The organism is Aminobacter aminovorans, assembly GCF_900445235.1.
Lineage (GTDB): Bacteria > Pseudomonadota > Alphaproteobacteria > Rhizobiales > Rhizobiaceae > Aminobacter > Aminobacter aminovorans.
Genome location: NZ_UFSM01000001.1, coordinates 3,949,806 through 3,975,798, shown reverse-complemented (window position 1 = coordinate 3,975,798; position 25,993 = coordinate 3,949,806). Strand labels below are relative to the sequence as shown.

Below are 25,993 nucleotides of genomic sequence, written 5' to 3'. Positions count from 1 at the left end.
GCCTCGGCGAGCCGCTTTGCTTTGAGGATAAGACATGGCGACAGAATTCGACAACGCGCTGCATTGGGGCCTGTTCCTCACCGGAACGACGCTGACCAGCGAGACCGGCAAATATATCAGGGTGTCCGAGCTGGTGTTGTCGGCGCTCAGGGCGGCCGGTGTGTTCAGCAACATGGTCGACGGCATCGTCGCACCCGCCACCGACAAGCTCTGGCTCGACAAGAATGTCGATCCGGCCGTGCTGAAGGAATGGGACGCCACCGGGGCGTCATGGGTACCGATGACCTATGGCAGGCTGTTCGGCCGCGCCGCCGTCGACAAGCTCACCGTGACCGGCGGCACGGGCAACGCTGTCGTCGTTTCCCAGCCGCCAGGGTTCCAGGCCGACAGGCTCTATTTGATGACGCCTGCGGCCAACAACAGTGGTGCTGCGACGATCACCGTCTCCGGTGTCGGCAGCTATGGCGTCAAATATGGCAACGGCGCCGACATCGGCGCGACCGAATTCACCGCCGGACGACAGACGGTGCTGTTCTTCACCGGTGCGCGTTTCGAGGTGGTGTTTCCGCTCGGCCAGCTGTCGGCGGCCGTATTGGCCGCGCAGGCGTCGGCCGACGCTGCGGCGGCTTCGGCAAGCTCATCGTCGACTTCGGCGTCAAATGCGGCGACCTCGGCCACCAATGCGGCAAACAGCGCCACTGCATCGGCCAACAGCGCAACTGCCGCAGCCAACTCCGTGGCAGCGCTGCCCTACAATTTCTCGACCACGACGACCGATGCCGACCCGGGTGCCGGCATCTTCCGGCTCAACAATGTGGCTCCCGGCTCGGCAACCAGCGCCTATATCGACAATGTCGACAGTGACGGCGTGACGGCGACCGGCGTGCTCGACACATGGGACGACAGCACGAGCGCGGTACGCGGTGTCCTGACGATCCGCTCCAAAACGAACGCAACGATCCGGCACAGCTACAACGTGACGGGCTCCATCGTGGACGGGACGGGCTATCGTAAGCTCACCCTTGTCTATGTCGGGGGCTCGGGCACGCTGACCAACGGTGCGGCGCATTGGCTGATCTTCGAGCGGGCAGGCGATGCGGGGGAGGTAACGCTAGCAGGCATACAGACGCTTTCCAACAAGACGCTAACAAGCCCTGTGATCACTGGAACATTGAATGCCCAAGGCTCGATTGTCGCGACCAACACCAGCGGGGCAGTAGGAGCGGCGCCCACGTTGGAACTGTACCGGGACGCCGTGGTTACCGGGAACATCGGCATCATCCGCTTTCCAGGGAAGAACGCCGCCGGGACAAAGATCAATTATGGTGACATCGTTGCGACGATCATGAACAACGTTGCGGGGTCGGAATCCAGTATCTTGGATTTCCGTACCTATTGGGGCGGTGCCTACGCGGTCAAGTTCACCATCGGCTCCGGCTTCTGGATGAACGGTGCGGCCGGGGGCGACCCCGGCACAGGAAAGATCAACGCGACTGAACTGCAGCAGAACGGGGTGCCAGTCGCGACGGCTATCACCACCGCGCAAGGGGTTGCCAAAGCATGGGTGAACTTCAACGGCACCGGCATGGTCGCCATCCGCGACAGCTTTAACGTCACCTCCATCACTGACAACGGAACTGGTGACTACACGCTCAACCTCGGCGTTACGATGGGAAATTCCAACTATGCAGCCGTGGGTTCCGCGCGCTCTGATGCGGGTGCCGGTGCGTACAATGTTGGCTGCGTGCAAACTATCACGCAGAACACTACGACCTGTCAGATACGTACACGTGCCGTAAACAATACTGCGCTCGATTGCGATATCACCAACGTGGCTATCTTTGGAGACTGACATGGATCGCATCATTTATCCAATTGGCGACGGCGTCGCCGTGGTAATCCCGGCTGAAAAGAGCGGGCTGCCAGTCGAAGAGATTGCACGCAAGGATGTGCCTGCAGGTGTGCCCTTTAAGATCGTTGCCGCTGCCGACATCCCCGTCGATCGATCTCTGCGCGGTCTGTGGACAGCCGATTTCAGCAACCCTGATGGGGTTGGGATAGGCATAGCTGCTTGGTTTGCTGAGCACTACGCAATTGATGAAGCTGCTCACGCCGACGAAATGGAGGACAGCAAATGACCGTCATTACTATCCGGCCCGCTCCGCCATCGCCTGTTCCCGACGTCGTCTCTTCTCGTCAATTTAAGATGCAGTTGGAGATCAACGAGCTAACTGCATCTGTTGAAGCCTGGGTGTCTTCTCAGACCAAGCTTGTTCAGATCGCTTATGTCGAGAGCATGACCTTCAATCGAAACGACGCCATGTTGCGATCGGGATTCGCTGCGTTCGGGTACTCGTCGTCATGCGTGGATACATTCTTCACTGCCGCATCTAAGCTTTGACGCCGAAAATGGGACCAGCTATGGCGTAGCAATGAAGCGCCACGACTTAGTCATTCTCACAGGAAAGCAACGGCCGTTCTTGAACGATCTATGGCTGCAAGTGCGTGAGAAGTTGCGTGGCGAGGAACGCCGATACGGCGGTCACCGCGGCGTCACTCGCAGCCTTGTCGAAGGTCTGCAGCAGATTTCCGGCGTCGACTGGCTGTATGCACGGCGCTACGGCAGGCTTCGGGCAAAGACTGTTCATGCTGTCGCCGACGCCCGTTCCGTGCGTACCGGTATCGCAGCAAAGAGGAACGGTCTATGCGACCGGTTGATCGTAGGGCCGAACATTGTTGTCCGCGCCTTTGAAGAGGACTCGGTTCTCGCTTCTCCCGAGATTGATATGGTGCTGGTGCCAAGCAGATGGGTCAAAGCAGCCTATGAAGCTGATGAGCCGCGCCTGATCGGCAGGATTGCAGTCTGGCCGGCGGGGGTGGACGCCGATCATTGGGCACCAACAGGAGGGCCGCGCCGTAACGTCCTGCTCTATGAGAAGCGGCAGCCGGAAGCCGCAGAAGAGGCGGCGGAAGTGGTCCGATCTGCGGGCTTCGAGCCCGTCACGATCCGCTATGGGCATTACCAACCCGAGGAGTTCAAGCGGGCTCTGGACCACGCGATAGTCTGTGTCGTCGTCGGTCAGAGCGAAAGCCAAGGCCTTGCCCTAGCCGAGGCGTGGTCAATGGACGTGCCGACATTCGTCCGCCGATTTGATGTCATCCCGGAAGAGGGCACTCCTTGTAGTGCTGCCCCATACCTGACGCCATCAACTGGAGCCTTCTGGTCGAGCAATGATGACCTGAAACGCCTGCTGACCAGAGGGACGGATGCATACGCGCCGCGCGATTGGGTGTTGGCGAACAACACCGACCGACACGCTGCTGAAGCTTTGGTGCGGATAGCGCTTCCGGCCTGAGTGTTGCTGGCAGCAGCCTATCGATAGCCCACGCGAACCCGTTTGGTACTCACTAGGCCTAAAGCGGACGCAGCCTGCCGCATTGACCTCTGGAACTCGTGCCTTACCTTTGCGAAGCCGCGCAACTTTGCGGACCGCCCGGCGAATGGGCGCGAGATCAGACCATCGAAACGTGATTGGCTGACAAACTGATCCTGGATGCCAAGAGCGGGGAACAGCTTGTAGATCACCAGGTCGGGTCGCCCGCCGTTGAACAGGATCTGATCGAATTCCCGGTCAATCGACACGAAATCGCGGTGCAGCTTTGCGGCGCAATGCTTGGAGATGATGTAGGCCTCTGCGCTAGCGTTCTCTCCGGTGGGTCGATAGAGCTTGCGCCCGAGGGCCGGCAGAGCTTTCCCGGTCACTTCGCAATGCCGCCGAGCGCACCCCAGGTGCACGATGTCGGCGTCTCCGGGGATCCACGATTGATCGGCTAGAAACTTGGGCAGATCGGAGCTTAGGTGAGTGTCGTCTTCGAAAACGGCCGCATATTGGTCTTCAACTTCAGCCACCATCGCCCATGCGGCTCGGTGACTCTGAAAGCAGCCTAAAGCGCCTGCTGAGAGTACTTCCGACTTGGCGAGCGAGGCCCCGTCCACAGCAGCTAGACGGTCTAGCTTTACCCCCAGGGACTTCGCTTGATCCTCCATCCATTGCCGCCTGTCAGGTGAACGGTCGAGGTTCAGGTAAATAGCTCGCACAGAGAAGTCCCCATTGCCACCTTCAGGTATCGCGGCCTGTCTCGACTTTCAACCGTCTTCTCATCTGCACCCTGTCGTAGTGGGCCAAAGCCAGAGCCTTGCATTTAGCGGAGGCTTGGTCACTGCATACGCCAACCTTCGTTCGGCATTTCGACATTGTCCCAGAAGAAGTTCGACCGATGAGTTTCGGTGATTGCTGGCAGCCGGCACTGCCAGCTATGCCCCTCGTGATCGTTGGCGAACAACACGGACTGTCACGCTGCGAAGGCGCTGCTGCAGATTGCTTTCCCCCAGGGGACTAAGGCGCAAACGCAGGCTGCGTAGGCTGATTGCTCGATTCTTCGATTCGCGTTGCAAATTCTGGGCCGCGTAGGCGGAACAGATCGATGTTCGCGCGGATTTTGTCAGGGCTCCAGTTCCACCATTGGACCGCTTGCAGCACCGAAACTGTATCGTGGTCAAAGCGCATTCGAACGAGTTTGGCCGGGTTCCCGGCAACGATTGCGTACGGCGGGACGTCCTTGGTAACGACGCTTCCTGCGGCTACGACCGCACCATTGCCGATCCTGACCCCCGGCATGATCATGGCGCGGTAGCCTATCCAAACATCGTGGCCAACGACAGTTGGTCCCTTGAATACAGAATCGTCGAACAGATCGCCCGTGCTGGCTATCGAGTAACCGGGATAAGTCGAAACCAGATCGGGCCGATGGTCGGTGCGGAAGAAAAAGACTACCTCGTCCGCAATCGAACAAAATGACCCGACAGATAGGGGTTTGTCCTTCGGGTAGTAGCCGATGAGCGTTGCCTTGCCCACTCCATAGGTCTTCCGACCGATCTCGATGCCGAGCAGTGGCTCATGATCGGCATGCTTGGCGGTGGAAAGGAAATCGACCGTTGGCGGTCGCTCCTTTCGAAGCCCTAATTTGGTTCGCAGTCGACGCAGACAGCCCATTCGCGACGGCATACCAATGCCGTCCAGCGTTGTCGAACTCATTTCAACCGGCGCGCTCCTGCGTTGCGGCCGGCAAGATCACCTCGGCGCCATGTATTCGCATTGCCTGCCACGTGCTCCGGCACCTCGCCTGGCGTGCGCATTCAACTGTGGCCGGAGCAGTCAGGCCGACTTGTGCCTGCCGCGAAATACCGACCAGGCAATCAGGCCGGCCCCGATCAGGGTTGCACCCCAGGCGATCAGCGCCGGCATCATCGGACTGCCGAAACATCCATAGAGGCCGACGTAATCCATCTGGTAGCAATGTCTGGCCGGGCTTTCGTTGTCAAAGCTGTAGGTTCGCGTGAACATTCCGTTGAAGAACAGGAACACGCCGGCGATGAGGATCACCCACTTCATGCAGCCCTCCCTCCCGTTGATGCCGGCAGATTGAACGACTTCATCATCAAAGCAAATCACCAGTGGCCGCAATCTACACCGGCGACGGGCTCGTCCTGAAACGTGAGGGTGGCTGATCGCACCGTGATCCGTATGCCATGGCCGCTGCGCTAGTAGCCGGCCAGCCAGAAGATGCCGCTAGCCGCACCGAACGCCACGGCGATGTAGAACAGGTCAGTCCATTGCGGTCCTGGAACGTCGCTCAAATGGTCGACAGGTGCCATGTGCTCGACACGTGAGCCCCTGAGCCACGGAGATATAGAGCGCGTCTTTTAAGGTCATTGTCGCTGCGAGACGACTTCAGATCGGCCGTCATATTCGCCTCCCTAAGAAGATCGCTTAACTCCTTGGACGGCTGACCGTTCCATGCCGCTGCGGGGCCGTCTGGCACCTGGCCGACCCCGGTGGAGGAAGAGGGATGGCCCCGCTCACTGCTGCGGGGCCTATCAGGACTACGCGGCGTCCGAGACGTCCGACATTTGGTCGAAAATGCCATCCGGAAGGCCGAGGGCTCGCGCAATGCGGTCCCGGTATCCCTTTTCGAAGCGATGTCCGGCCTCGATGCTTTCGACTTCATCGACCGTAAGCCCACTTGTCACAGCGACGGCGCCGATCGAATAGCCCAGATATTGGCGGTAAGCCTGGATGGCGGGCGTTCCATTTGCAATTTCGGACAGAACTTCTGCCGGCAGCGCGAAGGGCGTTGCAATAGACATTTAGCCTCCAATTTTGAGAACAGCGCCAGCGGTCGTTTGAAATGCGTCAGCGCTGCTATTGAGGTGGCATGCCGGGAAAGCCGGCAACCGAAAGCGTCACTCCCGAAACGGTGAGAGGCGCAATCGCAATATGGTGCCTGGCCCCGATGTGATCAAGCCATTCCGCCGATGTCCGATCGTCGGACGAACGCGACGTTGCGTCACCGCGCCTGCTGGCTGCTCAAACTAACCCCCAACCGAAGGAATTTCTCATGGACCGCAATTTCGCGCGGGCGCTTGCGCTCGTCCTGAAACATGAGGGGGGCTGGTCGGATCATCCGGCCGATCCCGGCGGCGCCACCATGAAGGGGGTGACGCTGGCGAATTTCCGCCGCTACGTGAAGCCGGGCGCGACCAAGGACGATCTGCGTGGCATCAGCGACGCGCAACTGGCCACCGTCTACCGGCGCTTCTACTGGGACGCGGTGCATGGCGCCGAGCTTCCCGACGGTGTCGACTATGCCGTCTTCGACTTCGCCGTGAACAGCGGGCCGGGCAGGGCAGCCAGGTATCTGCAGGGCGTCGTCGGCGTCGTCCAGGACGGCCGCATCGGCCCGGTCACGCTGAATGCGACCAAAGCGATGATGCGCGCCACCGTCATCAACGACCTGTGCGACAGGCGGATGAGGTTCCTGCGCGGCCTGAACACCTGGCCGAGCTTCGGCACGGGCTGGACCGCGCGCGTCTCCGGCGTTCGCGCGGCGGCACTGAAACTGGCCGCGCCTGACGCGGCCCCGGTGTCACCTGCGTCAGTGGGGACCAAGGAGCCGGCCACGCCAGCGCCTGTCAAACCCGTACCGCTGCCTGATGCCGCCGAGCCGGCCAAGGGGCTGGCCTTCTTCCTGCACCTCATCACCAGGGCGATTGCCGCCTGGTTTCCCGGAGGACGCTGACCATGGCCCCGATCATCCGTATCCTGCTTCGTTATGTGACGCTTCCGCTGCTGGCGCTCGGCTGGATCCTGCCCGAGGAACAGCAGGCGCTCATCGCCGATCCCGAGATCGTCGCCTGGGTCAGCACCGGCCTCGGCATCATCGCGCCGCTGGTTGCCGAGGGCTGGTATTGGGCGGCGCGCAGCTTCGGCTGGGCGAAATGACGGCGCGCGTCGTCACTGTCGGCGAGGTGCTGACCGCAATGGGCTGCGTGTTAAGGCTCGTCGCCGTCGTGCTCGCCATCGCCGCCATGCGGCAGCGTCGGGGAAGGGGCTCATGACCATGCTCGGCTTCCTCCTCTCCAGCCCGACGCTGATCGCGATCATCGGCGGCGTGCTGGCGGCTCTTGTCGCCTTCCTCCGAGGCAACAGCCGCGGCGTCCGCCGCGAGCGCGAGATACAGGCGAAGGCCGAGCAGAAGGCGAGGGACATCGCCGACGAGGTGCAATCCGATGTCGGCGCGATGTCCCGGGATCAACTGCGCGCCGAGCTCGCCAAAAGGACGCGGCCATGAGGACCAACCAGAAGGACACGTCCATGAGGACACGGGCTAAGAGGACACGGGCTAAGAGGACACGGCCATGAAGCGCCGGCTGCTCGATCTCGTCACGCGGATCCTGCTTCTGATCGTCGTGCTGACCGGTGCTGCCGCCTGCACCACAGCCCGGGGCAGCATCTGCCTTGGCCCCGACATGCGCTATCGGCAACAGGTCTATGACGCCATGAGCGACGACGAGGCAGCGCGCCACCTGGCCAGCCTCAAGCTGCGCGAAGAACTCTGCGGCAGGTCGACATGATCGCACGGGCCACGGTTCTCGTCATACCCATCGACGACCTCCTGTTGATCGGCTTTGGCCTGTCGACTGGCTGGCTGGCGGGGAGGGCGCTGCAATGAGCGAACGGAACAGCGAGATGGACAGCGACCTGCGTTCCCGGCTGGTGGCTCTCGAGCATCAAGGCGCAAGCCGCGACCAGCGCCTCGCGGCGCTGGAAGCCCGGCAGCGCCAGAGCGACATCGCCGAGGCCCGCAAGGACGAGCAGTTCAAGCACATGGACATGCGGTTTTCGACGCTCGACGCCAAGATCGACGGCGTCAGCGGCACGCTCAACTGGATCGCCAAGCTGGTCATCAGCGGCATCATCCTGGCCATTGTCGCCTTCATGATGGGCGGCGGCTTCAAGCTGCCCTGATCATTTTCGCTGTGCCGGCAACATGCTATGCTGGCGCCACTGACCTCCCAGGAGCCCCGCTGCCGAAAGGTAGCGGGGCCTTTTTTCGTCTCCAGTTTTCATGCGGGCCGCGAGATCATCCGTCTCTCAGGCAGTTTCTGTTTATAGAAACGTTCACCACCATGGTGACAACTTTCCCCTCGACGACCCCGGCGATGCCGCCGATGTCGAAACCGCATTCCGTCGCCGACTCGTAGCGGTTCTCCGCGTCGCGAAAATTGTAGTACACCTTGCATCCCCGGTCGTCGCAGCGCGTCAAGTTCTCGATCGGCCTCGACAGGCGCACGTTGAAGTAGTCGCTCAGGAAGCGCCTTGTGCATGTTTCCGGCGTGTCGGTGCAGGATGCGGCCGATACCAAGGGTGTCTCGATATACAGGCTGCAGAAGCGGGCCGAGGCAACAAATTCTGTGTCCGGCATGGCGACCCTTGCTTTGATCAGGCAGAGTTCGCGCAGATGCTGGCCGTATCCGGTATGGTCGATCGGAAACTCGAAAGCATGCGCTACCGGAAAAGGCAGGACGAACAAGGACACAGCCGCAATCAAGGCGCGCAACAAAGGATGGTCTTCGCTTGCCATTGCTAGGCGCCCCTCTGTGCCTGTCGGGCATTTTTGAAACCCGGCCAGCCTCATGACAAGTGAAAATGCAATCCACACAATCGATGGTCAGCAGCCTGCAACTGGACGCAGGTTGATACGGCGCCAACTGAAGAACTCATCTATCATGAAGCAGTTCGGAATGTAGGGTATTGGGGCGGTACCCCCTCCGCAACTCAGAGAGGGCCGGAGAAGGTCCAAATCATAAAGGCGATCACACGATCATGGCAAAGGCGCAAAACGTCTGTAGCGCGCGCACCAAGTCATACTTTTCATACATTTCACGGTAGCGCTCGCCCATCTCGTGAAACTTCCAAGGCTCAAGTTTGATATCGTCTGAATCACGCGCTATCAGACGAATCCTGGTGAGCAGGCTAAGGTTTTTGACGTCTTTTGTCTCCGGCATCGGCACATCCCCTTGGCTTGACCCCTTTATTATGCAGTGCCGCCGACTAACCACCTAATCACCCCGCTGCCGAAAGGTGGCGGGGCGTTTTGTCGTCGAACGGCGATTAGAAGTGATAGTTAACGCCTAGCCGCGCGGTATGGAACTTGAAGTCGGCGTAAAAGCCATCGCCGTTTCCATCGCCAAAATGGGCTCTTCCCAGATCGACAAACAGGTATTCGGCCTTGGCCGACCATTTGTCGTTGAAAGCCCATTCCAGGCCGCCGCCTGCGGTCCATCCCGCTTGGGTGTCGCTGCCGCACCAATTGTCGCTTGGACATGCGCCATCAAGTTCACCACTGACACGACCTATCGCCACACCGGCTGAAACAAAGGGCAGGACGGGCCCCACCGCATATCCCAGACGAGCTCGCAGCGTTGCGGCCCAATCAACCTGGAACGTGCAGATGTCCTCATCACCGCAGCCCCAGTCCTCGCCCCCGTCGCCTTCACCCGACATGCTCGCCGCCTCAACGTCACCCTCGACGCCAATGACCAAGTTGCCGAATTGCTTGTTGTAGCCAGCCGTCAGGCCGCCGATGGCCCCCGAGTAGCCGATTTCATCGGAATGTTCGCCATCGAATGCGCTGGTATTGCCAGAGCCGTATCCAATCATGCCGCCCAGATAGACGCCCGACCAATCAACAGGGCCATCCTCACCGGCACGTGCTGCACCGGGGCCTAGAAAACTGGCGCTCAACAGCAACGCACACAGAGTTTTCTTGAAGTTCTCGCGAACGATGGACATGGAATCCATATCTTCGTGCCCCAATCTAAAGCTCAACCTAATGAGCGAACAGGGCAGCGTTCGCGATATGTGTTTGCGACTATCATGGGCACCAATGCAAGACAAGCCGGCTGAGCCGGTGCGTCACGTCGAGGCGACCGGCCCTTCTTTTGCGGCATTGCGACGCTGTCGGGTCGAGCCGGTCGACGCATATGCTTCCCATCGGTTTTTCAATAGCTCGCCGTCGAAGCTCAAATTCGTCCTCCGCCAGGGTGGCTTGCAACTCCCGGACGCGTTGATTGACGGCACGGATAGACGTGCAAACGATGTTTTCTGCAGATGGCCGGTCCATGGCTCGCCTGCCGGGCAGCGCGTCGCCGCCAGCGGATGTCCGTCTGGCGGCCTTCATACTGGGCGGAATCCGGTTCAGGCGTCGCATGGCCGGCAACGGCCTGGCCGTCGCGAGCTAGAACCTGTAGCTCGCGCCGAGCCGCAGGGCATGGATGTTGTTGTCGAAGTCATATCTGTAGGTGTCGCCATCCTCGAACGATCCCCGGCTGTCCTGGAGGTCGACATAGAGATATTCGGCGCGCAGCGACCAGTTGTCGGTGAGGGCATATTGCGCACCGGCGCCTATGGTCCAGCCGGCGACGACGTCGTCGGCGACGGCGTGGTTGCCCTGGCCGGAATCGTTGTCGTCGTAGCTGCTTCTGATGTGGCCGAAGGCGACACCGCCGGTGACGAAGGGCAGAAAGCGGTCGATCGAATATCCCAGCCGGGCGCGGGCCGTGCCGAACCAGTCGATGCTGGTCGAGAAGCTCTCGTCGGAGCCCGGGATCATCGAGTTGGCGACTGTCTTGTCGATGTCGGCGCCGGTGATATCGAGCTCGACGCCATAGACCAGTTGGCCGGACTGCCAGTTGTAGCCGGCGTGAACGCCGCCGAGGAAGCCGTTCGAATTGAATTTGAACTGGGTGTCGTCGCCGGCCGAGAATGAATAGTCATCCAACTCGGTGACCGTGGTGCGGCCGCCGCCATAACCGAGATGTATGCCGGCATAGCCGCCGGTCCACACAAACCCTGTGGGCGCCGGGGAGAGGGCATCGGAGGCAGCCACTTGCGCGCAGGTGGCGAATGGCAGGGAACAGGCAAGCAGCATCACGGATGATGCCTTGCGGATCGATGTGGTCGTGGTGAGTTTCATAGCGTGCCCAATTCTTTGCTCTAGCCGAGCGAACAGGGCAGCGTTCGCGATACGTGTTTGCAACTATCACGGGCAGTCAGGCCAGGCAAGTCGCCTGATCATCCTCCGTCACGTCGAAGCGTCCGACACGTCTCCCGCCCCGCTGCCTCGAGGCAGTGGAGCCTTCTTGCGTTTGAAGGATCAGGGACGATTGTAAATCCGGCAGGGATGGCGCCGGCTTGTCCTGGTCGGGGATGCATCAGCGTTCATGGCCCGAGCACGGCCTCGACGATCTCAGCAGTTTTCTGCGGCTCGTCGCGGCTTTTGGGTCTAGGATCGAGCGAGATCTTCGAATGACATGACGCCGCCCCGGGCAGTGCGACCGGGATTGATGAACGCCGCGCGAGCATGTCGCGCGCCACCACTGTGGAATGGATGATCAGGTGGGACTGCTCAGGTCGATCAGGAAAAGATGGCTGAGATATGCCGGCCCTCGCCACGTCAGGCGCCATATGGCCGAGCATGCGCGCTGGCTGGCCGACAATGGCGAGGCCAGGCGTTATGACTTCCCGGCGTTGCGGCCGGGCGACGTGGTCGTCGATCTCGGCGGCTATCAGGGCCAATGGGCAGCAGGCATTCTCGATCGCTACGACGTCCAGATGCATGTCTTCGAAGCACATCCGGGCTTCGCTGCGGATCTGGCCAGACGATTTGCCGGCGACCCAAGGGTCAAGGTCCACCCGGTGGCTTTGGGCGCGGCCGACGGCGAGTTCACCATCGCCGACGACGGCGACGCCTCGGGTGCCAGCGGCGCAAACGCCACGGTCAGGTGCCGAAGCGTCGAGGCATCATCCTATCTGCAGGCGATCGGCGTTGCCCATGTCGCCGTCTTGAAGATCAACATCGAGGGTGGCGAATACGAGGTGTTGCCGCGGCTGATCGAAAGCGGCTTCATCGCCCATGTCGATCTCATCCAGGTCCAGTTTCATCGCTACGGCAAGGCCGACGAAGATCGCCGCAATGCCATCGTCGGCCGCCTTGATGAAACGCATGAACAGGTCTGGTGCTACGCGTTCGTCTGGGAAGAATGGCGGCGAAAGGCCGGCCGGCATCGGGATGTGTCAGCGGCCTGACATGAGTTTGCGCGCCCGCTGGATCGAGGGCGCGCCTGCGTGGCCAGCCTGCTGCCGCCACACGACAAGGGCTGATCCCGGGCTAATCGCGGCCTTCGCCGGTGTCCCGCGCCGCACGCACCCGGTCCGGCAAGCCGTCATGATCGCCGAGCACACGTTTTGGTGCGTCGTGCCACCAGTCGCCGCGGATCGCCTTGCGCTCGAGATTGACGGGATAGACGATCTGGTTCTCGTCCTTGTTGGCTTCGCCGACCACCAGGAGGCGGACTTCGCCGTCGGTGTTATTGAGGAAGCTGTGCGCCAGGCCGGTGCCGGCGGGAAAGCCGACGGAATCGCCTGGCTTCAGCCGATGCAGCACCCCGTCCAGCCAGACATCGGGTTCGCCCTCGATCACGTGGACGAATTCTTCCTCCAGGCTTTCGGCATGCGGAAACGAGGTGCGCCGGCCCGGCGGCAGCCTGACATGGTGGATGCCGAGCCGCTCGAGGCCGAAATGAACGGCGAGCGGCGCGCCGAGCCCCCTGAGTTCCGATGTGCCGATGAAGGTTTCACCGTCGGGCTTTTCGATCTCGCTCCAGTGGACGATTTCGGAAGGGCGGCCGGATGCGGTCATGTCGATCTCCCCGAAGAGCTTGCCAGGTCAGGAAGGCAAACGTCGTGATGGCGACGCTGCCTGTCAAGTTGAGGTGGCGGGACGACGTATCCGGGGGCCAGGCTCAGGCGCAGCAGCCTTGCCTGCTGCCCAGCCATCAGCTCACCGCGTTCGCCGCCTGCAGGCCCGCGGCGATGTCTTCCTTCAGGTCGGCCACGTCTTCCAGGCCGATCTGCAGCCGGATGATCGGGCCTTCATAAGGACCGTTGGCGATTTTGCGGTCGGCGAGGCTGACCTGCACCGCCAGGCTTTCGTAGCCGCCCCAGGAATAGCCGAGGCCGAAGATCTCGAGCGCGTCGAGGAAGGCATGCGCCTTTGGCGTGCCGCCGCCAGAAAGCACCACGGAAAAGATGCCGCTCGAGCCGGAGAAGTCGCGCTTGAAGAGAAGGTGGTCGGGATGGCTTTCGAGGCCGGGGTGCAGCACGCGGGCGACGCCCGGCTTGCCTTCGAGCCAGCGCGCGATCTCGAGCGTGCTGTTCTCGTGATGGGCGAGCCGGACGCCCATGGTGCGCAGGCCGCGCAGCACCTGGTAGACATCGTCGGGGCCGGCGCAGCAGCCGAGCGTGACGAAGGCGTCGTGAAGCTTCGGCCAGCAGGCGGCATTGGCCGACACGGTGCCGCTCAAAACGTCCGAATGGCCGGCGGGATATTTGGTCGCGGCATGGATGGTGACGTCGACGCCGAAGTCGAGCGCCTTGAAATAGAGCGGCGTCGCCCAGGTGTTGTCCATCATGACGATGGCGCCCGCGGCATGCGCTGCCTTGGCGATCGCCGGAATGTCCTGGATCTCGAAGGTGTTGGACGCCGGCGATTCGGTGAACACCACCTTGGTGTTCGGCTTGATCAGCGCCGAAATGCCTGCGCCGACATGCGGATCGTAATAGTCGACCTCGACGCCGAGGCGCTTGAGCATGGTGTCGGCGAAATGGCGGGTCGGCAGATAGACGGAATCGGTGATCAGGATGTGGTCGCCCGACGACAGGAAGCCGAGCAGGGGAATCGTCACCGCAGCCAGGCCCGAGGGCACGGCGATGGTGCCGGCTGAGCCTTCGAGCTCGTCGATGGCGTGGCAAAGGGCGTCGCTGGTCGGCGTTCCGCGGGTGCCATATGTGTATTTTTGAGCACGCGCGGCCATCGTTGCAGCGTTGGGGAACAGAACTGTCGAGGCGTGCACGACCGGCGGATTGACAAAGCCATGAAAGCCGTGTGGATCGTGCCCGGAATGCGTCAGCCGCGTGTTGACGCCTTTGGTCCTGCCATTGTCTCGAGTCATGAATCCGCACCCTTTCAGTGAAGACGCCAGCCATAGTGCGACGGCACGACCCGTGCAACCGCCGCAGGGCCCCGTTCGGCTGGGCCAGATCTGGCCCAAGGGGTTTGCCGGGCGTCTCAGGGAGACGGTGGCGTTTTCCTCGCGCCGCATCCGGCGCCGCCCCGTTGGCGCGCCGCAGCCGGTGTGGTCGCGCGGGCTGACCTTGCTGCTTTTATGCGGCGCCGTTGCCGTCGCGCTTCTGTTCACCATCGATTCGGCGGTGATGAACTTCATGCTCAGCAACCGCAACGGCTTCACCGCATGGCTGGCCTGGCTGAGCGATATCGGCAAGTCGGAATGGTATCTCGTGCCCGCCTTGCTGGTCTATCTCGCGACCGCCGCCGCCGACTGGCGCGGCGTGGGTCATGGCCTGAAGGCCCGGCTGGTGACGCTGTTCGGCCAGGCCGCCTTCGTCTTCGGAATGGTCGCCTTCACAGGCATCGCGGTCAACATCGTCAAGCTGTTCTTCGGCCGCGCCCGGCCGGCCTTCTATGGCGAATATGGCGCCTATCATTTCGATCCGTTCGTGGTGACGCGTTATTCGTCGAGCTTTCCTTCCGGCCATGCCACGACCCTCGGCACGGTGGCGGCGATCCTGATGATCTGGTTTCCGCGCCACTGGCTGTCGATCGGCATCGTCGGCCTGGCGCTGTCGGCCCTGCGCATTCCGGCGGCAGCACATTATCCCTCCGACATCACCGCCGGCTTCCTGTTCGGCCTGATCGTGACGATCGCAGCTGCGCGGTTCTTTGCCGTGCGCCGGGTCGGCTTCCGGCTGGTGACGGGAAAGCTGCTGCCCAGAGCCACTGGTTCCGGCAGACGAAAACGCGCCGCCGGCTAACGTCTTCGAAGTGAAGCCGACACCGGCCGCAGCAATCATTCCCGCCGATATCTAATACTAAAGGCGCAGCCGGCAGTGCCGGGCCTTTATTGCTTGACCTAATAAGAATTATCGCCTTCGATGCATCCGTGAACCGGACTGCAGCAAAGCGCGCCGGCAAGGACGCGCAATCCGGATTTGGGCCGGATAGGGGATGCTGAGTTCACAATTCAAAAAGGCAGGCAAAAAGCCTGTAAAAAACAGAAGGGTTCGTGGGTCATGAAGTACATCATTTCAGGCATTCTCGGGGCAGCCACGCTCGGCATGGTGGCGACCGCCGCATCTGCCGGCACCCTTGAGGACGTCAAGGCAAAGGGCTTCCTGCAATGCGGCGTCAGCACCGGCCTGGCCGGTTTCTCGGCGCCGAACGACAAGGGCGACTGGCAGGGTCTGGACGCCGATTTCTGCCGCGCAGTGGCCGCTGCAGTGTTCGGTGACGGCACCAAGGTCAAGTTCACGCCGCTCTCCGCCAAGGAGCGTTTCACCGCACTTCAGTCGGGCGAGATCGATCTTCTGTCGCGCAACACCACCTGGACCATCAATCGCGACACCGCACTCGGCCTCAACTTCGTCGGCGTCACCTATTTCGACGGCCAGGGCTTCATGATCAACGCCAAGAAGCTGCCGGGCGTCAATTCGGCGCTGCAGCTTTCGGGCGCCGCCGTCTGCGTGCAGACCGGCACCACGACCGAACTCAATCTCGCCGACTACTTCAAGGCGAACAAGATGGAGTACAACCCGGTCGTCTTCGAGAAGCTCGAAGAGGTCAATGCCGCCTATGACGCCGGCCGTTGCGACGTCTACACCACCGACCAGTCGGGCCTCTATGGCATCCGCCTGACGCTCGGCTCGCCGGACGATCACGTCGTGCTGCCCGAGATCATCTCGAAAGAGCCGCTCGGACCTGCCGTGCGCCAGGGCGACGACAAGTGGTACCACATCGTCAAATGGGCCTATTTCGCGCTGCTGACCGCTGAAGAGCTCGGCATCACCCAGGCCAATGTCGAAGAGATGAAGGCGTCGGGCAACCCCGAGGTCAAGCGCGTGCTCGGCACCGAAGCAGACACCAAGATCGGCACCGATCTCGGCCTCGGCAACGACTGGGTCGTCAACATCGTCAAAGCCGTGGGCAACTACGGCGAAGTCTTCGAACGCAATGTCGGCCAGGGCAGCCCGCTGAAGATCGCCCGTGGCATCAATGCGCTCTGGACCAAGGGCGGCCTGCAGTACGCACCGCCGATCCGCTGATCCGAAGTCTCACCCGGAGGGCGGCGCTGCCGCCTTCCGGCTCCTCTTTTGAAGGGACTTCCGATGGCTACGCAGGACATTCCCCATGACGTAGGGGGCGGCCGCGCGTCGCTTCTCTACGATCCGAAGGTGCGCGGCATCTTCTTCCAGATCCTGGTGGTCGTTGCGCTGACAGCGTTCGTCTACTGGATCATCGGCAACACGGTCGAAAACCTCAAGCGCGCCAACATCGCTTCCGGTTTCGCCTTTCTCAACGGACGCGCCGGTTTCGACGTCAGCGACACGCTGATCGCCTTCGATTCCGATTCGACCTACAAGCGGGCCTTGCTGGTCGGCCTGATCAACACGATCGTGGTCGCACTTGCCGGCATCGTCACGGCATCGATTCTCGGCTTCCTGATCGGCATCGGCCGGCTCTCCAACAACTGGCTGATCCGCAAGATCTGCACGGTCTATGTCGAGCTGTTCCGCAACATTCCGCCGCTTCTGGTCATCTTCTTCTGGTATTTCGGCGTGCTTTCCGTGCTGCCCTTGCCCAAGGAGAGCATCGAGCTGCCCTTCGGCTCCTATCTCAACAGCCGCGGCTTCTATTTTCCCAAGGCGATGTGGGGCGAGGGGGCGTGGCTGGTCGGTGTGGCGCTGCTGCTCGGCACTGCGATGTCGTGGTTCGTCGCCCGGCAGGCAAGGCAGCGGCAGATGGCAACCGGTGCGACCTTCCCGGTGTTCTGGACCTCGCTGGCCCTGATCGTCGGCCTGCCGCTGCTGGCGCTCGTCGTCACCGGCTTTCCGCTGAGCTTCAACTTCCCGCAGAAGTCGACCTTCAACCTGACCGGCGGGCTGCAGGTCAAGCCAGAGTTCCTGTCGCTCTATCTGGCGCTGTCCTTCTACACCGCAGCCTTCATCGCCGAGATCGTGCGCGCCGGCATTCGCGGCGTCAACAAGGGCCAGACCGAGGCCTCGTCGGCGCTCGGCCTCCGCTCCGGCCAGGCGCTCAGGCTGGTGGTGGTGCCGCAGGCGATGCGCATCGTCATCCCGCCTCTGACCAGCCAGTTCCTCAACCTGACCAAGAACTCGTCGCTGGCCATTGCCATCGGCTATCCGGACCTCGTCGCCGTCGGCGGTACGGTGCTGAACCAGACCGGACAGGCAATCGAGATCGTGGTGATCTGGATGGTCGTCTATCTCGGGCTCAGCCTGATCACCTCGGCCTTCATGAACTGGTTCAATGCCAAGATGGCATTGGTGGAAAGGTAAGGAGGCGGACATGTCGCAAAACGACCTTCATTATGTCCGCACCGAAATGGCGCTGCCGCAACCGGCACCTCTTCGCGAGCGCGGGCCGGTGGCCTGGGTTCGCAAGAACCTGTTCGCCAATCCGTTCGATTCGGTGCTGACCATCATCGGCATGATCATCGTCGCGATGATCCTGCCGCCTTTGGTCAACTGGGCGCTGATCCAGGCGCAATGGACCGGCACCGACCGCACCTTCTGCGCCACGGTGGCGCAAGGCGGCATCCAGCCGGAAGGCTGGTCCGGCGCCTGCTGGGCCTTCGTCAACGCCAAGTTCGGCCAGTTCATGGTCGGCCGCTATCCGTTCGAGGAGCGCTGGCGGGTCATCCTGGTGGCGATCATGTTCGTGGCGCTGCTGGTGCCGCTGCTGATGCCCCGCGCACCATACAAGGGACTGAACGCATTCCTGTTCCTGGTGGCATTCCCTGTCGTCGCTGCGATCCTGCTGATCGGTGGCATGCTTGGCCTGCCGCATGTCGAGACCCCGCTCTGGGGCGGCCTGCTGGTGACGCTGACCTTGTCATATGTCGGCATCGTCGTGTCGCTGCCGCTCGGCATCCTCCTGGCGCTCGGACGGCGCTCCAAGATGCCGGTGGTCAAGATGCTTAGCGTCATCTTCATCGAAACGGTGCGCGGCGTGCCGCTGATCACGGTGCTGTTCATGGCAAGCGTGATGCTGCCGCTGTTCCTGCCGGCGGGCGTCAGCTTCGACAAGTTCCTGCGGGCGCTGATCGGCGTGTCGCTGTTCGCCTCGGCCTATATGGCCGAAGTGGTGCGCGGCGGCCTGCAGGCAATCCCCAAGGGCCAGTATGAGGGCGCCGATTCGCTCGGCCTCAGCTACTGGCAGAAGACCGGGCTGATCATCCTTCCGCAGGCGCTGAAGCTGGTCATCCCGGGCATCGTCAACACCTTCATCGGCCTGTTCAAGGACACCAGCCTGGTCTACATCATCTCGATGTTCGACCTGCTCGGCGTCGTCAGGCAGAACTTTTCGGATCCGGCCTGGGCTTCACCCCAGACGCCGGCGTCAGGGCTGGTCTTTGCGGCGCTGATCTTCTGGATGTTCTGCTTTGGAATGTCGCGATATTCCATTTATATGGAGCATCGCCTCGACACCGGGCACAAGCGATAACGAACAACAAAAGGGAACGGCCCATGGCCATAGAAAACGCAGTCAGCGCCGACGAGATCAAGGTCGATCGGGCAAAGATGCACATCTCCGATACCGACGTGGCGATCGACATTGTCGGCATGCACAAGTGGTATGGCGAGTTCAACGTGCTCAAGGACATCAATCTCAGGGTCATGCGCGGCGAGCGCATCGTCATCTGCGGTCCGTCCGGCTCGGGCAAGTCGACAATGATCCGCTGCATCAACCGGCTGGAAGAGCACCAGAAGGGCAAGATCATCGTCGACGGCAAGGAACTGACCAACGATCTCAAGAAGATCGACGAGGTCCGCCGCGAAGTCGGCATGGTGTTCCAGCACTTCAACCTGTTCCCGCATCTGACGATCCTGGAGAACTGCACGCTGGCGCCGATCTGGGTGCGCAAGACGCCGAAGAAGCAGGCCGAGGAGCAGGCGATGCACTTCCTGCGTCGCGTCAAGATCCCCGAGCAGGCCAACAAATATCCGGGCCAGCTGTCGGGCGGCCAGCAGCAGCGCGTGGCGATCGCCCGTTCGCTGTGCATGAACCCGCGCATCATGCTGTTCGACGAGCCGACCTCGGCGCTCGATCCGGAAATGATCAAGGAAGTGCTGGAGACCATGGTCGGCCTCGCCGAAGAGGGCATGACCATGCTGTGCGTGACCCATGAGATGGGCTTCGCCCGCAAGGTCGCCAACCGCGTCATCTTCATGGATCAGGGCCAGATCGTCGAGGAGAACACACCGGGCGAGTTCTTCGACCATCCACGCCACGAGCGCACCAAGCTGTTCCTCAGCCAGATCCTCCACTAGGGATTTGCCGCATGGACAAAAAAGCCCGGCCGCATTTCGGCCGGGCTTTTTTGTTGCATCAGGTGCTGCGAAGCGGGGACGACGGCAGGTGAGAGAAGTTCTACGTCTGCTGGGCGCTGTCGTGCTTGTGGCCGTGACGGCGGTCGCCCTGGGCACGCTGGTGCCGCGGCCGCTGTTCGGGCGTGCCGCCGATCAGGCGACACCGCGCCATATCCTCGTCTTCACCAACCCGATCCACACCGACATCGCCGTGCCGATCGACGATGCCGTGCTCGAAAAATTCGGCTTCCTGCTCGATTTCGGCATCCAGGCCGACCTGCCGGCGGCGCGTTACCTGGTGTTCGGCTGGGGCAGCAAGGAATTCTATATCGGCACCCCGACCTGGTCGGAGCTGAAACCTGGGCCGGTGTTTGCCGCACTCACCCTCGATGACTCGGTGATGCATGTCGATCTTGCCGGCGAAGTCGACCTGCCACAGCCGGCCGTCCAGCGTTTCGAGCTCGGCGAGGCGGGGTTTGCCGCCATGCTCGATTTCATCGACCGCAGTTTCGTCAGAGATGATGATGGCGTCGCCCAGCGCATTTTCGGGGTTGCCTATGGCGAATATGACGGCTTCTTCAATGCCCATGGCAAGTTCAACGCACTTGCCGGCTGCAACACCTGGACGGCGGCGGCGCTGAGGGAAGCCGGCCTGACGACAGGCTGGTGGAACCCGCTGCCCGTGACGCTGAACTTGTCGCTCGGCCTCTACAACCGGCCAACCGGCGGTTCTGGCGGCGTCCAGCCTGGCGGCGTCCAGCCATAGAGCCAGTCCAGGTCGGCAGCCAGGCTCGCCGGCGACTTGAGCCTGAGGAACAGGTTGCGTGCGAGCGCCACGGGCCCGCTCGCATGCCAGGCGAAATGGTTGAGCGCGCCGCGCCGGGCCACCTTGGCGACGCGGATCTTGCGCGCCGCTTCCCACTGCGAAAGCACGGCCGCCATATTCGAGGCCGCCATGTTCGAGGCCGTAACGACGGCGTCGGCCAGCGTGCAGGCATCCTCGATCGCCATGGCCGCGCCCTGGGCGGCAAAGGGCGTCATGGCGTGCGCCGCATCGCCGATCAGCACGATGCCGGATGCCGAGGTCCAGGGTCGGGTCGGATCGACTGTGTGCAGCGGCCACACCGTCCACGGCCCGGCCTCCTGGACAAGCCTGGAGAGCGCAGCGGAGGTGCCCTGCATGGCGCGCCGCAGCGCATCGGCATCGGTTTCGCCGGACCATTGCTCCGCGATCGCTGTGCCTGGGGTGAAGGCGACGAGATTGACCGCATGGCCGGCGCGGACCGGATAGGCGACGAGATGGAAGCCCGGATGCAGGAAGGTCGTGACAGTCGCAAGCGAGGTCAGTGCGGCGAACTGCCGGCCGAGCTCGCTGTCGACGGGGATCGTCGTGCGCCAGGCGAGCTCGCCCGAGAACCGGCTCTTTTCATGCGGGCCGACAAGGCGTCGGCTGTCCGACCAGACGCCGTCGGCGGCAACGAACAGGCCGGTCTGCTCGTGGGAGACGATGCCGCCTTGCATCACCGACACGCTGAGGCCGTCCGCCCGCGCCTCGACCGTGTCCACGGTCGCTCCGGTGGCGATCTCGATCAGCGGGCTTTGGCTTGCGCGTGCCAGCAGCGCCGACTGCAGATCGGCGCGATGGGCGACGAGGTAAGGGGCTTTCCAGCGTCGCTCGGCCGCAGCGCCAAGCGGCACGCGGGCGCGCTCGACAAGCGTTGCCGCGTCGCGCAGCACCACCGCTTCGGGGCGCACGGCAGCGGCGCTGACGAGGTCGAGCACGCCGAGGCGGTCGAGAATGCGGGTGGCATTGGGAGAGATCTGGAGGCCGGCGCCGACTTCTTCGAGCACCGGCGAGCGTTCACGGATGCGGACGCGGACGCCATGCCGGGCAAAGGCAAGTGCTGCGGTCAGTCCGGCGATGCCGGCGCCTGCAATGACGACCGGCCGCGATTGCATGATCGTGCTGGGGTCTTAGGCGGCGCGGTCGACGACGTAGAGGCTACCCGCCGGCTGGGTCTCGGTCGCCTTCAGCTTCGAGGAGTAGCGATACAGCGTCGAGCAATAGGGGCAGACCTTCTCGGCGTCGGCGCCCATGTCGAGGAACACATGCGGATGGTCGAACGGTGCCGTGGCGCCGACGCACATGAATTCCTTGACGCCGATCTCGATCACGGCATGTCCAGCGTCGTTCTGGAAGTGGGGGATGGAGCCGCCGGCCATGGTATTTTCCCTTCTAAGGAACCTTGTTGCAGAGCGTTTGTATCATAAGCGGCGGGTTTGCAAGATGCTGAAATGAAACTGTCGCAATTGCCTGTCAGAGGATAAGTTGAGCCGGATAAGCGGCGGAACGCGGCAGTGGGGAAGGTTTGTTTATGAATCAGTTGAAGCCGGTCCATACCGATTTCGTCAACGACAAGTCGCCGACCGGGGCCATCGATGGCAATCCGGATCGCTTCGTCAACCGCGAGTTTTCCTGGCTGCAGTTCAACCGGCGTGTGCTCGAGCAATCGCAGAACCCCACCCATCCGCTGCTCGAACGCGTCCGCTTCCTGTCGATCTCGGCCGGCAATCTCGACGAGTTCTTCATGGTCCGCGTCGCCGGTCTCGCCGGGCAGGTGCGCGAGGGCATCACCATCCGCAGCGCCGACGGCCGCACGCCTGAACAGCAGCTCGACCAGTTGCTGCACGAGGTCGAGCGGCTGCAGGAGGACCAGCAGAAAAGCCTCGCCAGCCTGCTGGAACTGCTCAAGCGCGAAGGCATCGAGACCATCGCTTCGGCAGACCTGACCAAGGAAGAGCGTAATTGGCTCGAAGATCACTTCATGGGGCAGATCTTCCCCGTCTTGACGCCGTTGTCGATCGACCCGGCGCACCCGTTCCCCTTCATCCCCAATCTCGGCTTCTCGATCGCCCTGCAGCTGCGCCACCGCAAGAGCGGCGAGGAGATGACGGCGCTGCTGCGCCTGCCGGTCGCCCTCAAGCGCTACATCCGCTTGCCCGACCGCAAGCGCTCGGTGCGCTTCATCCCGATCGAGGAAACGGTCAACCTGTTCATCGGCAAGCTCTTTCCCGGCTATGAGGTCAAGGGCTCGGGCACCTTCCAGATCATCCGCGACAGCGATATCGAGGTCGAGGAGGAGTCGGAGGATCTTGTCCGGCTGTTCGAGACCGCGCTCAAGCGCCGCCGCCGCGGCTCGGTGATCCGCGTCGAATTCGACAGCCTGATGCCGGCCGAGCTGCGCGAATTCGTCGCCGGCGAGCTCGGTGTCGCCGCCAACCGCATCAGCGTGCTGAACGGGCCGCTGGCGATCAACCAGATCTCGGAGATCGTCTCGCTCGCGCGTGACGACCTCAAGTTCCCGCCCTTCAACCCGCGCTTTCCCGAACGCATCCGTGATCACCGCGGCGACTGCTTCGCGGCAATCCGCGAGAAGGACTTCGTCGTCCATCACCCTTACGAATCCTTCGACGTCGTCGTGCAGTTCCTGCGCCAGGCGGCGATCGATCCGGAAGTGGTGGCGATCAAGCAGACGCTCTACCGCACGTCAAACGACAGCCCGATCGTGCGCGCGCTCGTCGACGCTGCCGAGGCCGGCAAGTCGGTGACCGCACTGGTCGAGCTCAAGGCGCGTTTCGACGAGGAGGCCAACATCCGCTGGGCCCGCGATCTCGAGCGCGCCGGCGTGCAGGTTGTGTTCGGTTTCCTCGAACTCAAGACCCACGCCAAGATGTCGCTGGTGGTGCGCCGCGAGGACGGCCGCCTGCGCAACTACGTCCATCTCGGCACCGGCAACTACCACCCGATCACCGCGCGCATCTATACCGACCTGTCGTTCTTCACCACCGATTCGGCGATCGCGCGTGACGTGGCGCATATCTTCAACTTCATCACCGGCTATGCCGAGCCGGCCGACGAGATGTGCATCGCGCTGTCGCCCTACACGCTGCGCAGCCGCATCCTCAAGCACATCGCCGACGAGGTCGAGCACGCCCGTGCCGGCCGGCCGGCGCAGATCTGGATGAAGATGAACTCGCTTGTCGATCCCGACGTGATCGACGCGCTCTATGACGCCAGCCGCAGCGGCGTCGAGATCGATCTGGTGGTGCGCGGCATCTGCTGCCTCAGGCCGCAGGTCCCCGGCCTGTCGGAGAACATCCGCGTCAAGTCGATCGTCGGCCGCTTCCTCGAGCACAGCCGCATCTATTGCTTCGGCAATGGCCATGGCCTGCCCTCGGACGAGGCGATCGTCTATATCAGCTCGGCCGACCTGATGCCGCGCAACCTCGACCGCCGCGTCGAATGCATGGTGCCGATCGCCAAACATTCGACCGTGCACGAGCAGGTGCTGGGCCAGGTCATGCTGGGAAATATCATGGACAACCAGCAAAGTTTCGAAGTATTGGCGGATGGAACCTCGCGGCGGATAACGCTCGACGAGGGCGAAGAGCCGTTCAATGCGCAGGAATATTTCATGACCAATCCGAGCCTCTCCGGACGGGGTGACGCGCTGAAGTCTCACGCGCCCAAACGCATTGCCCAGTTCAAGCGCCGCAAGAAGGCGGAGGCAGCGGCCACCTGATGGCGCAGCTTTCGCAGGGCCGGCTCAAGGACCGCCGACCGCTGTCGATCATCGATATCGGCTCGAACTCCATACGTCTTGTCGTCTATGAAGGGTTGGCGCGTTCGCCGACCCTTCTGTTCAACGAGAAGATGCTGGCCGGCCTTGGCCGCGGCATCGTCTCCACCGGCAAGCTCGACCCCGAGGGCGTGACCCGCTCGATGGAGGAGTTCCGGCGCTTCCGGGCGCTGTCGGAGCAGGCCGGCGCCGAGAAGATGTATGTGCTGGCAACCGCCGCCGCCCGTGAGGCCATCAACGGTCCCGATTTCATCCAGCGCGCCGAGGATGTGCTGGGCACCAAGATCCAGGTGCTGACCGGCCGCGAGGAAGCGCATTATTCGGCGCTCGGCGTCATCTCCGGCTTCCATCCCGCCGACGGCATCGCCGGCGACCTCGGCGGCGGCAGCCTCGAACTCGTCGACGTCAGGGGCGAAGCCATCGGCGACGGCATCACCTTGCCGCTGGGCGGCCTCAGGCTGCAGGACATGGCCAAGGGCTCGCCGGTTACGGCGGCGAAGATCGCGCAGGCCGAACTCGCCCGCGCCAAGCTGCTCAAGGGCGGGCAGGGCAGGACCTTCTATGCCGTCGGCGGCACCTGGCGAAACCTCGCCCGGTTGCACATGAACACCTCCAACTACCCGCTCGAGGTGATGCACCACTACGAGATGGATCCGGTCAGCCTCGTGCCGTTCCTGCGCCAGGTGGCGCGCGGCGAGGTCGAGAAGATCAAGGGCATCGAAGGCGTGTCCAAGAACCGCCGTTCGCTGCTGCCCTATGGCGCGCTGGTGCTGCAGGAGATCATCACGGCGATGAAGCCGGAGAAGATCGTGGTGTCGGCGCTCGGCGTGCGCGAGGGTTTTCTGTTTTCGCTGCTCGAAGAGCAGGAACAGCGCGCCGATCCGCTGATTTCGGCAGCCGAGGAACTGGCCGTGCTGCGCGCACGCTCGGTGCGCCATGCCCATGAACTGACCGAGTGGACCAAGCAGTCCTTCGCCGCCTTCGGCATCGAGGAGACCGAGGAGGAGGCGCGTTATCGCCACGCCGCCTGCCTGCTCGCCGACATCGGCTGGCGGGCGCACCCGGAATATCGCGGGCGGCAGTCGCTCAACATCATCGCGCATGCCTCGTTCATCGGCGTCGATCATCCCGGCCGCGCCTTCCTGGCGCTCGCCAATCTGTTCCGCCATGACGGCGTCTTCAACGACAGCTTCGCCCCGGAACTCAAGGAACTGGCGACGCCGCGCTATCTCGAGCGTGCCCGCATCCTCGGCGCGATGATGCGCGTGGTCTATCTGCTCTCGGCCTCGATGCCGGGGGTGATGCCGAAGCTGCGCTGGGAAAACAGGGGCAATGCGCTCGCGCTGGTGATCCCGTCGGAGTTCGGCCAGCTCTATGGCGAACGCCCCGCCGGGCGTCTCGCCCAGCTTGCCAAGGTCACCGGCCGCAAGCTGGTGCTGGCGGTCGAGGACGGCCCGAGCATCTCAGTCAAATAGCATCTCG

30 protein-coding genes are annotated in these 25,993 nt (G+C 62.6%); 18 read left to right on the top strand and 12 right to left on the bottom strand.

What is annotated here, in order from left to right:
* Positions 1–34 precede the first annotated feature (34 nt).
* Genes DY201_RS19580 through DY201_RS19565 form a run of 4 tightly spaced genes read left to right on the top strand, consistent with a single transcriptional unit; the run spans position 35 to position 3,356 of the window.
* Positions 35–1,852 (top strand): hypothetical protein, encoded by a 1,818-nt coding sequence (locus DY201_RS19580; protein WP_115732639.1) that lies wholly within the window; start codon positions 35–37, stop codon positions 1,850–1,852.
* A 1-nt stretch (position 1,853) separates the two neighbouring features.
* The gene (locus DY201_RS19575; RefSeq protein ID WP_115732638.1) at positions 1,854–2,138 is read left to right on the top strand and encodes a hypothetical protein; all 285 of its coding nucleotides are present in this window, start codon (positions 1,854–1,856) and stop codon (positions 2,136–2,138) included.
* Complete coding sequence (locus tag DY201_RS19570) at positions 2,135–2,401, top strand: hypothetical protein (protein WP_115732637.1); 267 nt, start codon at positions 2,135–2,137, stop codon at positions 2,399–2,401. The genes DY201_RS19575 and DY201_RS19570 overlap by 4 nt, the downstream gene beginning before the upstream one ends.
* Before the next feature lie 31 nt (positions 2,402–2,432).
* Positions 2,433–3,356, top strand: coding sequence for a glycosyltransferase (locus DY201_RS19565; protein ID WP_115732636.1), 924 nt, complete (start codon positions 2,433–2,435; stop codon positions 3,354–3,356).
* Positions 3,357–3,373: 17 nt separating this feature from the next.
* On the opposite strand, the gene DY201_RS19560 is transcribed toward DY201_RS19565, so the two are convergent.
* The 4 genes from DY201_RS19560 to DY201_RS19545 all read right to left on the bottom strand — a co-directional run bounded on the left by DY201_RS19560 (position 3,374) and on the right by DY201_RS19545 (position 6,208).
* Positions 3,374–4,099, bottom strand: a complete 726-nt coding sequence (locus tag DY201_RS19560; RefSeq protein WP_280959930.1) for a glycosyltransferase family 25 protein — start codon at positions 4,097–4,099, stop codon at positions 3,374–3,376.
* Between the two features lie 298 nt (positions 4,100–4,397).
* On the bottom strand, positions 4,398–5,096 hold the full coding sequence (locus DY201_RS29690) for a CatB-related O-acetyltransferase (RefSeq protein ID WP_280959929.1): 699 nt from the start codon (positions 5,094–5,096) through the stop codon (positions 4,398–4,400).
* Between the two features lie 120 nt (positions 5,097–5,216).
* Entirely contained in the window at positions 5,217–5,453 is a 237-nt protein-coding gene (locus DY201_RS19550; RefSeq protein WP_115732634.1) for a hypothetical protein, read from the bottom strand.
* 491 nt (positions 5,454–5,944) lie between these two features.
* On the bottom strand, positions 5,945–6,208 hold the full coding sequence (locus DY201_RS19545; protein WP_115732633.1) for a RodZ family helix-turn-helix domain-containing protein: 264 nt from the start codon (positions 6,206–6,208) through the stop codon (positions 5,945–5,947).
* 251 nt (positions 6,209–6,459) lie between these two features.
* Here DY201_RS19545 and DY201_RS19540 point away from each other — a divergent pair, with 251 nt between their 5' ends.
* The 5 genes from DY201_RS19540 (at position 6,460) to DY201_RS19520 (ending at position 8,369) form a co-directional block, all read left to right on the top strand.
* Positions 6,460–7,140 carry a glycoside hydrolase family 108 protein gene (locus DY201_RS19540; protein ID WP_115732632.1) on the top strand — a complete coding sequence of 227 codons (681 nt, stop codon included), beginning with the start codon at positions 6,460–6,462 and terminating at the stop codon, positions 7,138–7,140.
* A gap of 2 nt (positions 7,141–7,142) precedes the next feature.
* On the top strand, positions 7,143–7,343 hold the full coding sequence (locus tag DY201_RS19535) for a hypothetical protein (RefSeq protein WP_115732631.1): 201 nt from the start codon (positions 7,143–7,145) through the stop codon (positions 7,341–7,343).
* Positions 7,344–7,455: 112 nt separating this feature from the next.
* Positions 7,456–7,692 (top strand): hypothetical protein, encoded by a 237-nt coding sequence (locus DY201_RS19530; protein WP_115732630.1) that lies wholly within the window; start codon positions 7,456–7,458, stop codon positions 7,690–7,692.
* Between the two features lie 67 nt (positions 7,693–7,759).
* Entirely contained in the window at positions 7,760–7,975 is a 216-nt protein-coding gene (locus tag DY201_RS19525; protein ID WP_115732629.1) for a hypothetical protein, read from the top strand.
* A gap of 94 nt (positions 7,976–8,069) precedes the next feature.
* Positions 8,070–8,369 carry a hypothetical protein gene (locus DY201_RS19520; RefSeq protein ID WP_245432045.1) on the top strand — a complete coding sequence of 100 codons (300 nt, stop codon included), beginning with the start codon at positions 8,070–8,072 and terminating at the stop codon, positions 8,367–8,369.
* A 115-nt stretch (positions 8,370–8,484) separates the two neighbouring features.
* Here DY201_RS19520 and DY201_RS19515 read toward each other — a convergent pair whose 3' ends face one another.
* From DY201_RS19515 to DY201_RS19500, 4 genes are all read right to left on the bottom strand, one after another.
* Positions 8,485–8,985: a hypothetical protein gene (locus DY201_RS19515; RefSeq protein WP_115732627.1), complete on the bottom strand. Its 501-nt coding sequence runs from the start codon at positions 8,983–8,985 to the stop codon at positions 8,485–8,487.
* Positions 8,986–9,217: 232 nt separating this feature from the next.
* Complete coding sequence (locus DY201_RS19510; protein WP_115732626.1) at positions 9,218–9,409, bottom strand: hypothetical protein; 192 nt, start codon at positions 9,407–9,409, stop codon at positions 9,218–9,220.
* 106 nt (positions 9,410–9,515) lie between these two features.
* Positions 9,516–10,196 (bottom strand): outer membrane protein, encoded by a 681-nt coding sequence (locus DY201_RS19505; protein WP_165915770.1) that lies wholly within the window; start codon positions 10,194–10,196, stop codon positions 9,516–9,518.
* 445 nt (positions 10,197–10,641) lie between these two features.
* Positions 10,642–11,379, bottom strand: a complete 738-nt coding sequence (locus DY201_RS19500; RefSeq protein WP_115732624.1) for an outer membrane protein — start codon at positions 11,377–11,379, stop codon at positions 10,642–10,644.
* A gap of 422 nt (positions 11,380–11,801) precedes the next feature.
* Here DY201_RS19500 and DY201_RS19495 point away from each other — a divergent pair, with 422 nt between their 5' ends.
* Positions 11,802–12,491, top strand: coding sequence for an FkbM family methyltransferase (locus DY201_RS19495; RefSeq protein ID WP_165915769.1), 690 nt, complete (start codon positions 11,802–11,804; stop codon positions 12,489–12,491).
* A gap of 82 nt (positions 12,492–12,573) precedes the next feature.
* On the opposite strand, the gene DY201_RS19490 is transcribed toward DY201_RS19495, so the two are convergent.
* Both DY201_RS19490 and DY201_RS19485 read right to left on the bottom strand, forming a co-directional pair.
* Positions 12,574–13,104: a cupin domain-containing protein gene (locus DY201_RS19490; RefSeq protein ID WP_115732622.1), complete on the bottom strand. Its 531-nt coding sequence runs from the start codon at positions 13,102–13,104 to the stop codon at positions 12,574–12,576.
* A gap of 136 nt (positions 13,105–13,240) precedes the next feature.
* The gene (locus DY201_RS19485) at positions 13,241–14,416 is read right to left on the bottom strand and encodes a cystathionine beta-lyase (protein WP_115732621.1); all 1,176 of its coding nucleotides are present in this window, start codon (positions 14,414–14,416) and stop codon (positions 13,241–13,243) included.
* A 52-nt stretch (positions 14,417–14,468) separates the two neighbouring features.
* On the opposite strand from DY201_RS19485, the gene DY201_RS19480 reads away from it, so the two are divergent.
* The 6 genes from DY201_RS19480 to DY201_RS19455 all read left to right on the top strand — a co-directional run bounded on the left by DY201_RS19480 (position 14,469) and on the right by DY201_RS19455 (position 20,637).
* Complete coding sequence (locus DY201_RS19480; RefSeq protein ID WP_165915768.1) at positions 14,469–15,296, top strand: phosphatase PAP2 family protein; 828 nt, start codon at positions 14,469–14,471, stop codon at positions 15,294–15,296.
* A gap of 258 nt (positions 15,297–15,554) precedes the next feature.
* The gene (locus DY201_RS19475; protein WP_115732619.1) at positions 15,555–16,583 is read left to right on the top strand and encodes an amino acid ABC transporter substrate-binding protein; all 1,029 of its coding nucleotides are present in this window, start codon (positions 15,555–15,557) and stop codon (positions 16,581–16,583) included.
* 63 nt (positions 16,584–16,646) lie between these two features.
* Positions 16,647–17,837: an amino acid ABC transporter permease gene (locus DY201_RS19470; protein WP_115732618.1), complete on the top strand. Its 1,191-nt coding sequence runs from the start codon at positions 16,647–16,649 to the stop codon at positions 17,835–17,837.
* A gap of 10 nt (positions 17,838–17,847) precedes the next feature.
* Positions 17,848–19,005, top strand: coding sequence for an amino acid ABC transporter permease (locus DY201_RS19465; protein ID WP_115732617.1), 1,158 nt, complete (start codon positions 17,848–17,850; stop codon positions 19,003–19,005).
* 23 nt (positions 19,006–19,028) lie between these two features.
* Positions 19,029–19,832 (top strand): amino acid ABC transporter ATP-binding protein, encoded by an 804-nt coding sequence (locus DY201_RS19460; protein ID WP_115732616.1) that lies wholly within the window; start codon positions 19,029–19,031, stop codon positions 19,830–19,832.
* Between the two features lie 88 nt (positions 19,833–19,920).
* Positions 19,921–20,637: a TIGR02117 family protein gene (locus DY201_RS19455; RefSeq protein WP_115732615.1), complete on the top strand. Its 717-nt coding sequence runs from the start codon at positions 19,921–19,923 to the stop codon at positions 20,635–20,637.
* Here DY201_RS19455 and DY201_RS19450 read toward each other — a convergent pair.
* On the bottom strand, positions 20,580–21,830 hold the full coding sequence (locus DY201_RS19450; protein ID WP_115732614.1) for an FAD-dependent monooxygenase: 1,251 nt from the start codon (positions 21,828–21,830) through the stop codon (positions 20,580–20,582). The genes DY201_RS19455 and DY201_RS19450 overlap by 58 nt on opposite strands.
* A 15-nt stretch (positions 21,831–21,845) precedes the next feature.
* Positions 21,846–22,094 carry a zinc-finger domain-containing protein gene (locus tag DY201_RS19445; protein ID WP_115732613.1) on the bottom strand — a complete coding sequence of 83 codons (249 nt, stop codon included), beginning with the start codon at positions 22,092–22,094 and terminating at the stop codon, positions 21,846–21,848.
* A gap of 152 nt (positions 22,095–22,246) precedes the next feature.
* Between DY201_RS19445 and DY201_RS19440 the strand changes: the two genes are divergently transcribed.
* The gene (locus DY201_RS19440; protein ID WP_115732612.1) at positions 22,247–24,454 is read left to right on the top strand and encodes an RNA degradosome polyphosphate kinase; all 2,208 of its coding nucleotides are present in this window, start codon (positions 22,247–22,249) and stop codon (positions 24,452–24,454) included.
* Positions 24,454–25,986, top strand: coding sequence for an exopolyphosphatase (ppx, locus tag DY201_RS19435; RefSeq protein WP_115732611.1), 1,533 nt, complete (start codon positions 24,454–24,456; stop codon positions 25,984–25,986). Before DY201_RS19440 ends, ppx begins: the two co-directional genes overlap by 1 nt.
* Positions 25,987–25,993 lie beyond the last annotated feature (7 nt).

Coding starts and splice junctions, on each gene's coding strand:
- DY201_RS19580 (WP_115732639.1), top strand. CDS start 35: ATGGCGACAGAATTCGACAACGCGCTGCATTGGGGCCTGTTCCTCACC.
- DY201_RS19575 (WP_115732638.1), top strand. CDS start 1,854: ATGGATCGCATCATTTATCCAATTGGCGACGGCGTCGCCGTGGTAATC.
- DY201_RS19570 (WP_115732637.1), top strand. CDS start 2,135: ATGACCGTCATTACTATCCGGCCCGCTCCGCCATCGCCTGTTCCCGAC.
- DY201_RS19565 (WP_115732636.1), top strand. CDS start 2,433: ATGAAGCGCCACGACTTAGTCATTCTCACAGGAAAGCAACGGCCGTTC.
- DY201_RS29690 (WP_280959929.1), bottom strand. CDS start 5,096: ATGAGTTCGACAACGCTGGACGGCATTGGTATGCCGTCGCGAATGGGC.
- DY201_RS19550 (WP_115732634.1), bottom strand. CDS start 5,453: ATGAAGTGGGTGATCCTCATCGCCGGCGTGTTCCTGTTCTTCAACGGA.
- DY201_RS19545 (WP_115732633.1), bottom strand. CDS start 6,208: ATGTCTATTGCAACGCCCTTCGCGCTGCCGGCAGAAGTTCTGTCCGAA.
- DY201_RS19540 (WP_115732632.1), top strand. CDS start 6,460: ATGGACCGCAATTTCGCGCGGGCGCTTGCGCTCGTCCTGAAACATGAG.
- DY201_RS19535 (WP_115732631.1), top strand. CDS start 7,143: ATGGCCCCGATCATCCGTATCCTGCTTCGTTATGTGACGCTTCCGCTG.
- DY201_RS19530 (WP_115732630.1), top strand. CDS start 7,456: ATGACCATGCTCGGCTTCCTCCTCTCCAGCCCGACGCTGATCGCGATC.
- DY201_RS19525 (WP_115732629.1), top strand. CDS start 7,760: ATGAAGCGCCGGCTGCTCGATCTCGTCACGCGGATCCTGCTTCTGATC.
- DY201_RS19520 (WP_245432045.1), top strand. CDS start 8,070: ATGAGCGAACGGAACAGCGAGATGGACAGCGACCTGCGTTCCCGGCTG.
- DY201_RS19515 (WP_115732627.1), bottom strand. CDS start 8,985: ATGGCAAGCGAAGACCATCCTTTGTTGCGCGCCTTGATTGCGGCTGTG.
- DY201_RS19510 (WP_115732626.1), bottom strand. CDS start 9,409: ATGCCGGAGACAAAAGACGTCAAAAACCTTAGCCTGCTCACCAGGATT.
- DY201_RS19505 (WP_165915770.1), bottom strand. CDS start 10,196: ATGTCCATCGTTCGCGAGAACTTCAAGAAAACTCTGTGTGCGTTGCTG.
- DY201_RS19500 (WP_115732624.1), bottom strand. CDS start 11,379: ATGAAACTCACCACGACCACATCGATCCGCAAGGCATCATCCGTGATG.
- DY201_RS19490 (WP_115732622.1), bottom strand. CDS start 13,104: ATGACCGCATCCGGCCGCCCTTCCGAAATCGTCCACTGGAGCGAGATC.
- DY201_RS19485 (WP_115732621.1), bottom strand. CDS start 14,416: ATGACTCGAGACAATGGCAGGACCAAAGGCGTCAACACGCGGCTGACG.
- DY201_RS19475 (WP_115732619.1), top strand. CDS start 15,555: ATGAAGTACATCATTTCAGGCATTCTCGGGGCAGCCACGCTCGGCATG.
- DY201_RS19470 (WP_115732618.1), top strand. CDS start 16,647: ATGGCTACGCAGGACATTCCCCATGACGTAGGGGGCGGCCGCGCGTCG.
- DY201_RS19465 (WP_115732617.1), top strand. CDS start 17,848: ATGTCGCAAAACGACCTTCATTATGTCCGCACCGAAATGGCGCTGCCG.
- DY201_RS19460 (WP_115732616.1), top strand. CDS start 19,029: ATGGCCATAGAAAACGCAGTCAGCGCCGACGAGATCAAGGTCGATCGG.
- DY201_RS19450 (WP_115732614.1), bottom strand. CDS start 21,830: ATGCAATCGCGGCCGGTCGTCATTGCAGGCGCCGGCATCGCCGGACTG.
- DY201_RS19445 (WP_115732613.1), bottom strand. CDS start 22,094: ATGGCCGGCGGCTCCATCCCCCACTTCCAGAACGACGCTGGACATGCC.
- DY201_RS19440 (WP_115732612.1), top strand. CDS start 22,247: ATGAATCAGTTGAAGCCGGTCCATACCGATTTCGTCAACGACAAGTCG.
- ppx (WP_115732611.1), top strand. CDS start 24,454: ATGGCGCAGCTTTCGCAGGGCCGGCTCAAGGACCGCCGACCGCTGTCG.